We start from the raw sequence: 15,674 nt of genomic DNA, 5'->3' as shown, positions 1-15,674 counted from the left end.
TTGTCATATTGCCAAATATTGTGCTATATTAGGCGCATTTTTCCAAAATCCTTCTTTTTCTAGGAAATTTTTTAAAAAAGTTCAAAAACGGGGTCGGCAATCGTGGAACACTGAAAATCCTTAGGAATTTTTAAAAAGAATCAATCGCTGTAAAATAAAACCGACTCTAAAATTCAGTTTTGAGTTTCAGAGTCGGTTTTATTTTATTTATTATGATCTTCAGAATACTTATCCAAGGTCAGCGGCTGTATATCACCAAAATCCTCCCGCAGCCATTTCACTAATGAAATCGCCAGAATTACCATCACCGGCAAGATGGGTACCGCGGTTAACACCGAAGAAAGCTGTATCACATCCATGCCGCCGACAAGTAAGATTGCGGCAGAAGCCAGGCAGATCATACCGGCCCAAAATAAACGAGTCCAACGGGGAGGTTCCACCCCGTCTTTAACTTCAACACAGGTCATATTGGCTAAGGTAAAGGACGCGGCATCGGTTCCCGTTGCAGTGGCAATCACCATCACAAAACAAAAAAGGGAATGACTGCCGCTTTTAAAGGCAAAGCATTTAAAAACCAAGATACAACTGCCGGCCCCCCCTGATTCGTCAAAATGTCTGAAACAGGCAGCCCTTGATTTAAGATGGCATCTACCTGATAGCCGCCAAAAATCAGATAAAAGAGCATACATGCGGCGGTTGTGGAAAAAAGCATATTAAAAATCACCGCCCGAATGGTACGTCCTTTGGAGATTCTGGCTCCAAAAAGGCCGATATACATGGACCAGGCAATCCACCATGCCCAATAGAAAACCGTCCAGCTTTGAGGAAAGCCGGATTTGGTGATGGGATCTGTATAAAAACTCATGCGCACAAAGTCATGAATCAATACTCCAATATTGTCCGCGAACAAAGAAAGCATAAAGCTTGTCGGGCCGACCAGAAAGACAAATGCCAGTAATACAAACATTAAATACATGTTAAAATCTGCCAGCTTGGCAATACCACCTTTCAAGCCATGATAAGCACTCCAGCTGTAAACAGCGGTGATTGCTAACAATACCAGCATTTTAAAAATCAGTGTTTCGTCAATACCCAGATAATCAGCAGAAATTGTAGATAGCATAGGGACAATAAAACCCAAAGCGGTAGCCATACCGCCAACCAAACCGATGACAACAATGGCATCAATGAGTTTTCCCAACCAACCGTCCGCCAAATTCCCGATCACACCTCGGCAGGCATAGCTCACGGTGAGCACCGGTCTTTTCCGTACGTAGTAAATATAGGCAAAAACAACAGCTGGCAGAGCAAAAGTGGCCCAAGCGCTGAACCCCCAGTGAAAAATACCGTAGGAAAGAGCGTACTGAGCGGCTTGCGGTGAAAAAGGTTCTATCCAGAAGGGAGGAGATTGCAAATAATAAATCGGTTCGACCGTAGACCAGTATACAATTCCCGCCCCGGTACCACCGCAAAACATCATGGCAACCCAGGTAAAAGTAGAAAATTCAGGTTTATCATCAGGACCGCCTAATTTCACCTTGCCATAGCGACTGAAAGCCAGCCAAGCTAAAAACACCAGACAACCAAAAACGACAACCTGGAAAAACCAGTCCGTGGTATGGGTAATAACATACATGATCTGATTGATCACACCTTGAGCAGCATTCTGCATTAAGATTAACGGTATGAAAAACAAGAAACACGCGATTGCGGCAATGCCAAAAACATGGTAGTTGACCTTGGCATAGACTGGTTTATGTTCTCCTTGATCCAAAACTACCCCTCCTATTCACCAATCGCAGGATCCCAAAATATGGGATGCTAAAAGTACTCCCTGATCAGTTATTTCTCTTATTTATATTTTCAGAAATAAATAGTGTTGCGATCGGCATGATTATAAAAATCCCAGTGAAGGCCCATCTTTTTTATTCACTTGATTTGACCTTCAAATTCCCGTATGATTTCACCCATGGTGTCCATTGCCGATGAGGATACAGGCACCGGCCGATGCTCTGCTAAGATTCTTTCTGCTTCCTTGTAAGCGCCCTCAGTAACATCTTTACCTCCTGTAAACTCTCCCCACAAAGAACGATTACGCCGATCAAAGATTTTAGACATGGACATTTCCTTCATATGCTTAAAGGTGTGGGGATGGGTCATAAATTCTCCCCCCGGGCCCACCTCTTTAATCACATCCAGGGCCATCTGCTCATCGTTAAGCTCAATGCCGGCTACAGCCTTTTGTACCCGTGTGAAATTTTCCATATCTAAGACAAATTTAGCAAAATCAAAAGTCAGTCCTGATTCCAGACAGCCCGCCCCATAGGTAATATTAGCCCCGGATAAGGTGGTTAAAAGCATGGTCAGAGATGATTCATAACCGGCTTGGGCATCCACAATTTTGCTATCGGTTTGCCCTCCGTTCCCCCAGAAAGGGAGTTTGTAATATTGAGCAACACTGGCCAAGGCAGCACTGAGAATGCCCCATTCCGGAGCCCCGACAGCGGCAAGGGTAAAGCGCAAATCCATAATCGTGCTGCAGGTACAGTACATGGTCGGCGTACCTTTTCTTGTTAACTGAGCAAGAACCAGGTTGCTTAACACCTCAGCATTATGCTGTATCAGGGTACCGGCCAAGGTGGCAGGTGCTGTTGCTCCGCTTAAGGCCATAGGGATAATGGCCACACCTGCACCGCCCCTGGCCGCGGTGATGGTGCCTTCACAACATTGTTTGACTAAGACCAACGGGCTGGTGGGACAGACAAAAGCGGTCACAAAAGGTCGTTCTTCGAAAGCCTTTTTGCTCCCCGCAACCCCATAAGCCATCTCAATGATTTTCTGAGCACTTTCTGCCATGCCGAAAGAAAGCAGGATATGCTTGGAAGTATTAGCGACCATCGCCTGGAAATTATGCAAGGCCTGGGCTGCTGGGATTTGATCACCGGAACATAATGCCCTCTCCACCATGGGCACCTGCTGGTAGTAATCGCATAACAAGGTTGCTTCTGCCAAGTCCTGTTTGACGGATTTACGCACGTTGCGGTTTTTTCTGTCAATGACCTGGACATTTTCGCCAAAGGGGCTGGCACCCGTTCTCTTGCCGTCTGCCGGAAAATCATCCTTTTTGTTCCGGCCGTAAAAAACAATATTACTGGGTGCCCAGCGCAGACAATCTTCCACCACATAACCGGGGATTTTTACAATATCATATTCCCCATGTTTTTCCACCCTGCAGCCGCCATCGGCAAAAATTTGGCTGGCCTCTGACGACTCCACCTTAACCCCAACATCCTGTAAAATTTCCAAAGTAGCAAAATGAATCAGATCCAATTGTTCTTCGGTAAAGGTATTTAAACTAAAGCCGGACATCATGGGAATTCCCGCTCGTAATGTTCTGGCGCACATGAGGATCACTCCTTTTTTGTTTCGTTGCCATTTAAGATGAAAAGAGCGGAAACCCACTCTTTTCATCTTTCTGAAAACAACATCCCAGGTTTCTAATGCTGGAGCATCAAATATTGGTTGATTCTGAATCTGTTTTGGCAACAATGTTTTGCGTCGTTTTCCCATTGAGATTGCCCCAATTATCATCCCTGGTAACTTTGAAGAAACCAGCGATAATGATAATAAAGATAAAAAGCATGGGGAAGGATACCAACACACTGGAGGTTTGCACAGCTTTCAAACCACCGATGGCCATGAGAATTAATGCTAAGGTACCAAGAACGAGCACCCAAGAGATTCGGTTCCACCCGGCCGGTTCTTGTTCTCCTGTCAGTTTCTTTGTGCTTAACATAGCCAAGGTATACGCGGAACCGTTTAATAAAGTAATGGTTGCTAAAATGGTCAGCAAAAGTATGGCAGACAAAACTAAGGTAGGTAAAGGCAAGGATTCCCAAACATGCACGACGGCAGCAGCATTCCCCGCATTATTTAATATATCAGGCAGTTGAGGCAGCTTTTCGTTAATAAATGCGTGGAGGGTATAGTTGCCGAAAACAGCAAAGAAAATCCATACGCCCAAACCGGTAGCTGTTAAAATGGCCAGACAGAAGCTTCTTACAGTGCGTCCTTTGGAAATACGGGCAAAATAAATACCCATTTGAGAAGCATAACTGGCCCACCAGGCCCAGTAAAAAATTGTCCACCACTGAGGAAAACCGTTAAAATCCGGATTGCCAAAAGGTTCCGTATAAAAACTCATTTTAAAGAAATCATTCATCATATTGCCCAAGCCTTCACAAAAGTTATTGAGCATAAAAACCTTCGGACCCACCAGAAAGATATAACCCAGAATGCCAAAAATCAGCCACATCCGGACATTGCTGACGATGCGAATCCCTTTGTTCAAACCGCTGTATACAGTGATGGAAATGAGAATAACCCAGAAGATGATTAATGCGATATCCATCGTCAAGGTGCGAGGGATGCCAAAAAGAGCAACGATCAGTTCACTGGCCAGAGGAGTGGATAATCCTAAGGTTGTGGCAATTCCGCCGACAATAGAAATGATCAGAAGAATATCAATAATTTTGCCGGCCCAGCCGGAGGTGACTTTATCCCCCAGGACCAAAGCACAGGCAGTGCTGGCTCGGTTCACATCCTTTTTTCGTACCCAAAACATATAGGCAAAAGTGACACCCAGGGCACAATACATGGAATTACCGGTAAATCCCCAATGAAATAAAGGATATGTGGTAGCCCATTGATAGGCTTCATAGGAATATGCCTCTACACCGAAGGGAGGACCCATGACATAATAAAAGGGCTCAATGGTCGCCCACAGAACTAAGGAACCGCCTAAGGCTGCAGTAAAGATCATGGACAGCCAGCTAAAAGTAGAAAACTCCGGTTTTTCATCACCAAATCTCATACTGCCATATTTACCAAAAATTAAGTAAATACATACGGCTAAACAGCCAAAAGTAAAGAACTGATAAAACCAGCTGAAATTCCCCGTGATATAAGCAAAGATCACATTGATGATATTGTTGGCCTTTTCCAGATTGAAACCCAGATAAACGCAAGCAGATAAAATAATCACAATCGGAAAAAAATACAAGATCTTATCAATTTCCAATTTTTCAACTGCTTTTTTGGAGTCGTTCATACTATGCCTCCTTAATTTTTCATCTCAAAATTTTGTCCCCATTCTGCTCAATCCCGGAATATTAGATGAAGAGGTGCTTCTCTTTATTTAGGAAAAAGAAGCAACCTCCTGGCATCCAAGTTCTTTATTTCTGATTTACTCCATTAAGGCTTTTTTTGCACTGGCAAGTATCTTATCAAATTCATTTTCAATCTCACTGCTTAAAGGAGCAGACTGATGGGTTGCCAGCAAATAAGCAGCTTTTTCCTTCGCGACATCCTCTAATTTTTGTCCTTGCTGTGCCCATTTTTCAAAGGTTTGCCTCTGACTGATACCCGGTTTCCATAATTCCCCGGAACGTAAATATTTGCGCGTATGCTTGTGGCCCAGGAAATTATCCTGATTTTCAATGACTTCCGCTACTACATCCACAGCCAGGTTGTCTGCATTTACCTCAATTTCTTTTATGGTTCTTTTTACCACGGAAGATAATTCATCATCCACGACCAGCATGACATAACAGGATATCAAAGCATTGTCCAGAGAGCCGGCGGACCCGATAATATCACTGCCGGCCAGCCCTTCCATCAAAGCATTGTATAAATGTTCATATGCGCTTTGCATATCGGCTACCTTGGAACTCCCGCAATAACCCCCGGGTGCGACGGGAATTTGATAATAGCGTCCCAATTGATTCAGACCTGCCGACATCATCCCCATCTCCGGCATGGCCCAAAGGCCGAGACCTGATCTCATATCCATAAAGGTGGCACGAGAGGACATGGTTAGGGGACAGCCCGGTTGATACAATTGGGCGGCAATGACACCGGCCAAAATTTCCGCATTATGCATAGCCACTAGGCCGTTCATACTCATGGGGCCGGTGGCACCCATCTGGGGGCATGGTTCCACCCCCAAAGGCAGGCCCGCTGCTACCACATCCAGCAGCGCTTCCGCCGGATCAAATCCGTATTCCAAAGGACTTACCGGTGATACCGGTAAGGTAGCCAGGGGTTTTTCTCTTAAAGCTTCTTCGCTTCCTGCCACCGCGATTAACAGCTCTTTAATAAATTGGAGTTCTCGTGAAGATTCCACACAAATGCTCAAAGGTTTTGATGTATTGCGCAAACAAACCGCGGTCTCCATGGTTAAAATGATTTCCTGGGGTACGTCCCGGGGAAAAAGGGGTGAAATGATATCCACATTTTCCAAAGCATCCGCCAAACGAGTAATATCTGCCAGGTCTTGCACCATGCAGTCCCGCCGTACGCCGCTTTCCAGGTCAATCACAGAGGGAGCTCCTACCAAAGTCTGGCAATATCCTTTTTTCTTTCCAATTTCTAATACCGGTCCGTTGTTGCGTCCGTGGAGATTGAAAACAGGGGGTACTGTTTTCATCCCTTTATCAATTACATCCTGAGTAAAAAGAATTCTGTTTCCCTTTTCCACACAACCATGGTCTAAAAGAAGGGTGCGAAATCTTTCCGAACTGGTACTAATCCCTACCTTTTTTAACAGATCAAGACTTGCTTCATGCACTTGCTGAAGCTGCTCTTCAGTATAGTAATCGAATCTCATCTTCCATCCTCCCTTTTTTCTAAAAAAAGCGCTTTATGAATGAATTAGTTCACTTTTCCCACTAGGTTTTTTGCAACCCGCACAGCCTCTGTGGCATCCTCCGCATAGCCTTCGGCACCGATACTGTCTGCCCAATTCTGGTTAATAGGAGCACCTCCGATCATGACCTTAATATTCTTGCGCATACCTTCTTCCTGGAGCAGTTCAATAATTTCTTTCTGTCGGCCTACTGTCGTTGTGAGCAAGGCTGAAATGCCAATAATATCCGGTTGAATCGTTTTTGCCTCTGCAATAAATTTTTCTGCAGGAACATCAATACCCAGATCAAATACTTCAAATCCTTCTGTCTTCAGCATCATAATGACAATATTCTTGCCAATTTCATGGAGGTCACCTTGAACGGTTCCCATTAAAACTTTCCCTAAGAACTTTCGATTGCCGTCAGCCATTAAGGGTTCTAAGATTTTAATACCGCTTTCCATGGCTTTGGCTCCCAATAATAAATCCGGTAAATAATAAGTTCCGGCAGAGAACAAGGCTCCGACTTCCTGAATTCCTTTAGTTAATCCGTCATTGATCACATCAAGAGGTGCTATCTCCGCATCGATGGCTTTCTGAGTCCATTCCTGAACCTGCTCAACATCTCCTTCTCGTACACCTTCACTCAGTTTTTCTAAAATCTCTGTATTTGACATCTAATTTCCTCCTTTATATATCATGAGCTTGTTGAAATCCTGTTGTTATTCCTGTTCCGCTGCGTACTCTTTTTCCGCTTCTTCGACAATCTTCCGAATCGTTTCAATGACACCTTTCGCTAGAGGCGAGGGTCGATGTTGCTCTAAAATCAAGTTTGCTTCTTCGTAAGCTCGTTCTGTTAAATCAGTTGATCCTCCAAGAACCCAGGTTTCCCGCATGGAGCGGTCAAACAATTTACTATGGGATTGTTCTGCTTTGAAGTTATCAAAGGTATGCTGATGGCTTACAAACTCGCCGCCGGGACCAATCTCCTTGATGATCTCCACAGCCATGTTCCGATCAGTTACATCAATACCGCCGATTACCTTTCGGATCATTTTAAAGATCTCATTATCCATAACAAACTGGGCAAAATCAAAAGTCATGCCCATGTCCAGCATGCCTGCCCCATAGATCAGATTCGCGCCACCCTGGGCAGCAAGGAGACCTGTGAGGGTTTTTTCGTGAGCAGCCTGGGCATCGGGTATTTTGCTGTCTGCCTACCCACCGGCTACAAAACTGGGTAGATTATAGTATTGAGCCATTTTAGCCACGGAAGCACTGATCATGCCCAGCTCAGGTGCCCCAACCGGTGCCGTTGTATGCCTCATATCCATAATCGTCGTAGAGCTGGCATAAATGCAAGGTGCTCCTTTTCGAGTCAGTTGACTGAGCACGATGGTACTTAATACCTCAGCATTGTGTGTCACTAAGGATCCTGCCAGGGTTACCGGTGAGGTAGCTCCGGCCATGGCCATGGAAATGATATTAACGGGAATCCCGGCTTGAGCTGCTTCAATTACCACATCCGTACATTCCGGGATCAGCTTTAATAAACTGGTAGGACAGACGTTAAAACTGATAATTGGCCTTTCTCTCAAAGCTTCGCGGCTGCCAACTACCGCTGATGCCATCTCAATCAATTTCCGGGCATTGCGCACCCCGTCGGCGCCAATGAAAAAGTGTTTCGCGGTGTTAGGGAAAATTGCTTCCGCATTATGCAATGCCTGGGCCGGTCCCGGATAATCCTGAGCTACTACCGCCCGATAACTAATATCCATCTCGGAAAGATAGTCACTCATTTTTGCCGCATTGGCTACATCCTGCTTGGTGCTGGGACGATACTGCCTCGTCACCGGATCAATCACATTAACCCCTTCACCGAAATTAACAAAACCCACCCGATTGCTTTCCAGAATATAATCCTTTCTGGGGTCCCTGGCCGCCAAGAGAAGAGTGCATGGGGCGGATTGCACTGCCTCCTCCACAAGATAGGGCGGGATTTTTACGATATCTGTTTTCTGATCTACCCTGGCTCCCCCCGAGGCAAAAACTCCCTGGGCGTTCTTACTGTCGACCCGTACGCCTACATGCTCTAAAACATCTAAGGTTGCGCAGTGAATTGCATAGAGCTCATCCGGGGAAAAAACATCCACGCCAAAGCCATTCGTTCTGGTATAACTTGCATGAGTATTCCTTGACATTTGTTTCACCTCAAATTTTATGATTCCTCAAAAAACTTTCAGCTTGCGTATCTTGTTCAAGAACCAAATCTTTTTGGGTTCTCTTTATCGCGGTCGGTTATTGAGGATTTACCTCTATACAAATGCAACTATTATGCCAAAACTCAATTTTTTTGTTCAATTATTCTTTTTATCCGAATGGCCATTCCCCCACAAGGGATTGCCGTCTTTTTTTCTTTCATTATTAGTTGCACCGAAACACATTGCTCTTTTAAATCTTCACAGAAAGTAAAAAAAAGAAAAATAGTGTAGACTTTTGTACTGTCAAATACAATTTTCTACACTTCTTTTCTTTTTAATAATGATGTTTTTTATCTAATTCTATTATTGTTATCTGTCAAACAATTCGCTCATCTGATTTCAAATTTGCGCATACGATAATAAAGAACCTGACGACTGATACCCAATTCCTGGGCTGTCTTTGAAATGTTTCCGCTGTTACGCTTCAATGCCTCTTCGATTTTTAGCCGTTCATTTTCATGGATCTGAGTAAATACCTCTCCCTTTTTGTCACTTTTTTCTGTATTCCTAACCTTTCCATAAAATACATGCAGTCCCTGGGGAGCATATTGCTCGCTGAAAATTGGTTCATCTGCCGGAATCATATTCATGGCCGATTCTACCCAGTGTTTCAGCTGCCGCACATTCCCCGGCCAGTCATATGACTTTACGAGCTCAAATATTTCCGGGCTGATTTGGCAAACGTGCTTCTTAAATTTTAAATTAAATTTTCCCACAAAAAATTGTGTCAGCACCTGGATATCTTCCCTGCGCTCCCGCAAGGGTGGAATTTCAATATTGATCACGGCCAGACGATAATATAAGTCATTACGGATTTGGTTCTCTGTGATTGCTTGTTGGGGCGGCACATTGCTGCAGCTGATGATACGCACATCGACTGGGATCTCTTCCTTCCCTCCCAATCGTCTCACTTTTCTTTCTTCCAAAACCCTTAATAATTTACTCTGCAAGGCAATGGGCATAGAGTTTATTTCATCTAAAAAGATGGTACCCCCATCCGCTTCCTCAAAAAGGCCCTTTCTGTCTGCGGCCCCGGTAAATACACCCTTCAACGTGCCAAAAATAATACCCTCCAGTAAATTTTCCGGGATGGCCGCACAGTTAATGGAAACAAGGGGCTTATTGCTTCTATCGCTTTCGCTGTGAATGCTTTGGGCAAACATTTCCTTCCCCGTACCCGTTTCTCCGTAAATAAATACAGGAGAATCCGACTGGGCGGCTAATCTGGCCACCTCAATACTGCGGGATATTCCATGACTGACACCCAGGATATCGTCAAAGGAAAAATATTTCTTTTTCGAGGCCCCGCCGCTGATCAATGCACCTTCCAGATCCGGCTGATCTTCACTGATTTTTTTCTGCAATTCAATGATTTTGCAGGCCATATCCTCACTTTTACGCAAGTTTCTGTAAATTGCCACTGAACCCACGGTTTTTTCATTATGACGCACGGGGAGGTTATTCCCTGTGACACGAACATATTGACCGCTATTGGAAATATAATACTGGACATAGGTATCAATCGGCTTTTCTGTTTCTACACATTTACGCATCATACTGATTTCCGCATTAAAGTCATAAACGTCCCAGGAATACTTACCCAAAATATCTTTCAATTTTAAACCGTCAAAATTCAGCTGTACTTGATTGCAGTAAGTGATGCGATTCTGATCATCAGCAATCAGAACGCCTTCGTCAATGTGATCTAAAACGGTGCGAAAAGCCTCATTCATAAAGGTCATGTCTTCCTGCTCCTGAGGCAGCACTTCCGAAACAAACACCAGAATAAAGGAACCAAGCTGTTCATTTCCTATGTCCACGAATTTAAAACGAACCTGATGCTGCCCGGCAACTCTTAAAACCTTATCTGTTTCATTTTTGTACACATCGAATCCCGGAATTATTTCACCAATTTTTTCTCCCCTTAAGAGGGAATGGTCTATCCGTATTATTTCTGCAAATCGATGATTGCATACTTCCAATAAGCCTGACTCTACATTTATAACAGCTAATCCCTGGTTAATTTCAGAAATGAATGCTGCAAACAAGTCTTTAATCAAAGAATGCTTCTTTACCACTAAGCCACCCCCGTTCTTTACAAAACAGCCCATCAAGAAGTTTTACTGTCATATCCATCTGCAACAAATGCTTCTCCGGTAGCTTCATATCCTTACTTACTCCTTTGAATCAACCCTCTGGAGCCGTCGATCGTGATCATTTCCCCGTCCTCTAGAATTTGCGTGGCTCCGCTTATCCCCATCACTGCCGGAATCCCATATTCCCGGGCAATAATGGCGGCATGGGATACGGTGCTGCCGAATTCCGCCACCAGTCCGCCAATAAAAGAAAATGTAGGAGTCCAGGCAGGGTTGGTGTAAGGTGCCACTAGGATATCGCCGGGGCGCAGCCGGTAAAAATCCTGGGGATCCGTAATGATTCTACAGGGGCCGGAGACGACTCCGCTGCTGGCTCCCACTCCTTGAATCGTACTTTCTTCTTCCGGAGAAAAGACCACCTGGCGTCCTGCCCATTGTTTGCGGCGGCGCTCCTGCTTTTGTTTTCTGGCATAAGTTTTCTCCTTAAGCTCCAATTTGCTTACCTTACGACAGCTGTATAAGGCATAAATAAGCTCTTTCATTTCAAAATAAGTTAAATACATGATATCTTCCTGATGTTCCAATAAATCCCGGTTTACCAGGCGGCGGCCTATTTCTAAAAACAGGGTACGGAATATTGTCATCCCTTGGGTCAGATAAAAATGACTGTTCTCCCGAAAAACATTGTATTTACGCACCGTATCAATCAAGCTTTCTGAAAAGGGGCCTACTCTTAACACCTTATAAATACCTTTAGAGCTCAACTTTTGTAATTTCTCTTCCGCTTCTGTTTTTCTATCCGGCAGGTATTCCTTTTGGAGTTGGGCACTTTCATCAGCAATCAAGATCCCCTTAATCATCCCCCAGACCACGTCCGGGCGATCCCGCCAGGTTTTGGCAGCGATCCCGCCCAGACCTTGGGATAATTCCCGATCTCCATATTGTTCAAGAAAATTTTGAAATTCCCGGAGGTATTCTTCCCCATGGGGTACAGCACCTAAGGTGGTTTCCACTTCCAGTGGGGGTTTTTCCACAATCAAGTCTTTGATCTGAGTGTTTATTTTTGCTTTCAATGCTAAATCCAGCAAAGCTTGATTTAATTCTCCGGTGATATGGGTCTCGTCAGACAGCAGCCCTTCTAAAACAGCCTTTCCTTCCTCCCCATACAGTAGGACCAGATAGCGGGAAAGGAAATGGTACAATGACCTATACTGAATATAGATCACATAACGAAAGGTGACGGCCCGCTGAAAATCCCGCAAACCATCCTCCACATACTCCAGGATCACTTCCAAAGGAAATTGAGGTAATTCCGGGTTCTTCAATAAGCGTAAGTACTTATCAAAGGCAGCCTCATTATCCTTCCATTCTTTTTCCAAATCCCAACCTGAGGTCTTTTTTAGTTTTAACAGGCGGCGTGGCATCCTTTTGATCCTGGGCGGCAGAAAGAATTCGGGAAAAATCCCCTGCTCCACATTGTGCCAATCCACAAAGGGGACATGAAAACCCAATTCCTGATAAGCATTAAAAAGGCTCATATAATAAATCTTGGCCACAATTCCATCCATAGGCAAAACCGGCTCAGGAAAACGCTCATTGATGTTAATCCAGATTTGTTTTTGTATTTTGCTCATTTTTTCCGCTTGTACCGGGGTCAGTCCTTCATCCTCCAAAGTTGTAATGGGACGGGTTTGCAGAATATAAATCTCCCCTTTGGTCATGGCCCATTCGATATCCTGAGGCTCCTCATAAAGAAACTCAAGTTTAGCCCCGTAATCTGCTAAGGTTTTTATCTGGAAATCGGTCATGTAGGGATGGGACTCAACAATATTTTTTGATTGAATAAGAAGATTCTTTTTTGCCACCAGATAGCGGTCTGCATTTACTTCTCCCGAAACCAAGGCATCACCTAAGCCTTTGACCGCTTCAATATAGTATTCCTGACGGGAACTGGTAATGGGATTGGCGGTAAACATCACGCCCGCCACCTCTGCCGGCACCATTTCCTGAACAATTACGGCCATAGCAATATTCCTTTGGCCAATTCCCTTTTGAAAACGGTAATATATCCCCCGGGGTGTCCAAAGGGAAGCCCAGCATTTCTTCAGGGCAACTACCAACTCCGAAAAACCGGTGACATTCAAAAAGCTGTCCATTTGTCCGGCAAAGGAAGCCGAGGGCAAATCTTCGGCAGTGGCGGAGGAACGCACAGCTACCATAAAATTATCATGATCCAGTTTCAATCGATCGTAGGCATCTTCCAATGCATTTAACATTTCTGCAGGAAATTCAATATCAAGGATCTCCGACCTGATTTGGGCCGCCACCTTGTCGATTTGATCTAAGCTTTCACTTTGCACTCCCTCCGCCAGACGCGTGATATGTCTCAGCATCTTCAAGTTTTTTAAAGTATGGGTATAAGCCAGGGAGCTTAAGCAAAACCCTGGCGGAGTCTTTAATTCCCGAGCAATTAAGCCTAAATTCGCTGCTTTACTGCCAAAATGGACCTGATGACGAAATTTCACATCAGTCAGCCGTAAAATCATTTCGTCCATTACTCTTTCCTCCCGATAATCCCCTAGAATGATCGATCTAATTCCATGAGCAGATATCTCATGTTGTTGGATGAGGAAAAAGCGCAACATGAATTGTTGCGCTTCTCACGTACCTTATTTCTCTGCCCCCTTGTCATTCGTTTTTAAAAAACCAATGACATGTCAGCGCTCACAAGTCTGGACTTATTTAAAACGATAAGCAATTGATAAAATATTCCTGGAAGTCAGCCCTGGTGGATAATTCCAAATGCTCCACCCGGCGCGCCACTTTTTCTGCTTCCTGTCGTATTTCCTGAGAAATTAATTCCATACGGGCTCCGGTTCCCGCTGCATTCCCTACAGAATTGATTTTGTTCGCATCAATCGCAGGCAGAAGCCCGATTCCTAAAGCGCTGTATTTATTAATATAACTGCCGAAGGCACCGGCCAGTAAAACCTCGTCCAGATCCTGGGCACTCAGGTTAAAGTGCTGTAACAACACCTGAATTCCCGCGGCCAATGCAGCCTTCGCCAGCTGAAGCTCCCGAACGTCTTTCTGAGTAAGGACCACTTCTTCTCCCATATTATCTTCAGCAAAAGAGAGAATGAAGTAGGGGCCGTATTCTTCATTAGAGCCTAACCGTTTCTGCAATGCAGGGGGAAGATCTCCGGGATTTTCTGCGGTGCATAAACGACCCGTGGAGTCAATCACGCCCGCCCGGGCCATTTCAGAGACAACGTCCATCAGACCGGATCCGCAAATTCCCTTGGGAGGCTGATTGCCAATCACGCCAATCTCCACTTCGCCGTTCTCCAAAATGGTGACCTTTTCAATCGCCCCATCGGCAGCTCGCATCCCGAATTTAATTTGGGCTCCTTCAAAGGCCGGCCCTGCCGCCGTGGAGCATGAAGCCATTTCCCCATCCCGGGACAGTACCAGTTCTCCGTTGGTTCCGATATCGATAGCCAAATAGATCCCTTTTTTCTGATAAATGTCAGTGGACATAATCACACCAATGGTGTCTCCTCCTACATACCCGGCAACACTGGGGGTAACATAAACCGGTGCTTGGGGGGCGATCTCAATGTTTAATTCCCTGGCTTCGAACCAAACTCTTTCGGAAACAACGGGAATAAAAGGCGATACCGCCAAATAAGTAGGATCAATCTTCATAAAGAGATGGCTCATGGTAGTATTCCCCACCATGGTCATTTGATATATCTCCATGGGTGTGATCCCAATATCTTGGGCTAATTTCTCAGTGAGGCGGTTAATGGTCTTAATCACCCGCCGATTTAATACTTCCAATCCATCCTCGTTATTCATCACATGCTCAATACGGGCAATGACATCCGCCCCAAAAGTAGTTTGGGGATTGCCGGCAGAAGCGATGGCCACCGTTTCTCCTGATCTTAGATCCATCAATGCCACCACCACAGAGGTGGTCCCAATATCTACTGCGATCCCGTAAAGCCTTTGGGATGTGTCTCCTGCCTCCACAGCCAAAACCTTATTTCCACAAAGAATGGCTGTCACCATACCTTTTGCTTCTTTATCCCGCACTGTTTTTGGTAAAGCACGCAGGACTTCTGTGCCAAGCTCCAAGGTATCATTATCCATAGCAATTAAAAAACGTTTAGCATCCGGATGCTGATTTTCCAGAGAAGGTTTACTTACGGTAACGACCTTGGCACTAATGCCGGAATCAATTTGGACATTGAGGTCTGCCAAAGTCAGCTCATTTTTCCGATGTACAGACACCTCTAACTGTGGGATCTCTACGGTCATATCCCGATCAATGATCGTCTTGCAGGCCAAGGCCCACTGAGCACCGCCCTGTTCTTTCATAACACGTACCCGGCATTTTCCACAGGTCCCATTACCACCGCAAGGACCATCTAATTCCACGCCTGCCATTCCGGCAGCCTGTAAAACACTTATACCTGCGGTCACCTCGAATTCTTTATCATCCGGCAAAAATAAGATTTTGAATTTTTCTTCCATTCCAGCCACCCCATTTTAAAAAATTTTAACAATCAACAATAAAGTTCTCCCTAACTTAGATAAGTTCTACATCAAACTCAAATTTCCTTTATA

The 15,674-nt window shown here is 44.8% G+C and carries 7 protein-coding genes and 2 pseudogenes; all 9 read right to left on the bottom strand.

The genetic code is table 11. The annotated features are described in order from the left end of the window. Window positions 1–203: 203 nt before the first annotated feature. Window positions 204–1,672: pseudogene (locus tag CEQ75_RS06035) on the bottom strand (BCCT family transporter). A gap of 257 nt (window positions 1,673–1,929) precedes the next feature. Continuing rightward, window positions 1,930–3,570, bottom strand: a complete 1,641-nt coding sequence (gene mttB, locus CEQ75_RS06030) for a [trimethylamine--corrinoid protein] Co-methyltransferase (protein WP_198306644.1) — start codon at window positions 3,568–3,570, stop codon at window positions 1,930–1,932. After that, entirely contained in the window at window positions 3,512–5,110 is a 1,599-nt protein-coding gene (gene caiT / locus CEQ75_RS06025) for an L-carnitine/gamma-butyrobetaine antiporter (protein ID WP_089609526.1), read from the bottom strand. The genes mttB (CEQ75_RS06030) and caiT overlap by 59 nt, the downstream gene beginning before the upstream one ends. A gap of 135 nt (window positions 5,111–5,245) precedes the next feature. Beyond that, window positions 5,246–6,667 carry a trimethylamine methyltransferase family protein gene (locus CEQ75_RS06020; RefSeq protein WP_089609525.1) on the bottom strand — a complete coding sequence of 474 codons (1,422 nt, stop codon included), beginning with the start codon at window positions 6,665–6,667 and terminating at the stop codon, window positions 5,246–5,248. A gap of 44 nt (window positions 6,668–6,711) precedes the next feature. Then, window positions 6,712–7,362, bottom strand: coding sequence for a cobalamin B12-binding domain-containing protein (locus CEQ75_RS06015; protein ID WP_089609524.1), 651 nt, complete (start codon window positions 7,360–7,362; stop codon window positions 6,712–6,714). 45 nt (window positions 7,363–7,407) lie between these two features. Continuing rightward, window positions 7,408–8,886: pseudogene (gene mttB, locus CEQ75_RS06005) on the bottom strand ([trimethylamine--corrinoid protein] Co-methyltransferase). 389 nt (window positions 8,887–9,275) lie between these two features. Continuing rightward, entirely contained in the window at window positions 9,276–11,024 is a 1,749-nt protein-coding gene (locus CEQ75_RS06000) for a sigma-54 interaction domain-containing protein (protein ID WP_089609521.1), read from the bottom strand. 92 nt (window positions 11,025–11,116) lie between these two features. Continuing rightward, the gene (locus tag CEQ75_RS05995; RefSeq protein ID WP_198306643.1) at window positions 11,117–13,597 is read right to left on the bottom strand and encodes a PEP/pyruvate-binding domain-containing protein; all 2,481 of its coding nucleotides are present in this window, start codon (window positions 13,595–13,597) and stop codon (window positions 11,117–11,119) included. Between the two features lie 187 nt (window positions 13,598–13,784). Beyond that, on the bottom strand, window positions 13,785–15,581 hold the full coding sequence (locus CEQ75_RS05990; RefSeq protein ID WP_089609519.1) for an ASKHA domain-containing protein: 1,797 nt from the start codon (window positions 15,579–15,581) through the stop codon (window positions 13,785–13,787). Between the last annotated feature and the right edge of the window lie 93 nt (window positions 15,582–15,674).

Source organism: Dehalobacterium formicoaceticum (assembly GCF_002224645.1).
In the GTDB taxonomy this organism is placed as follows: Bacteria; Bacillota; Dehalobacteriia; order Dehalobacteriales; family Dehalobacteriaceae; genus Dehalobacterium; species Dehalobacterium formicoaceticum.
Note: the sequence above shows the minus strand (reverse complement) of the source record. Positions and strands in the feature narration are given on the sequence as shown.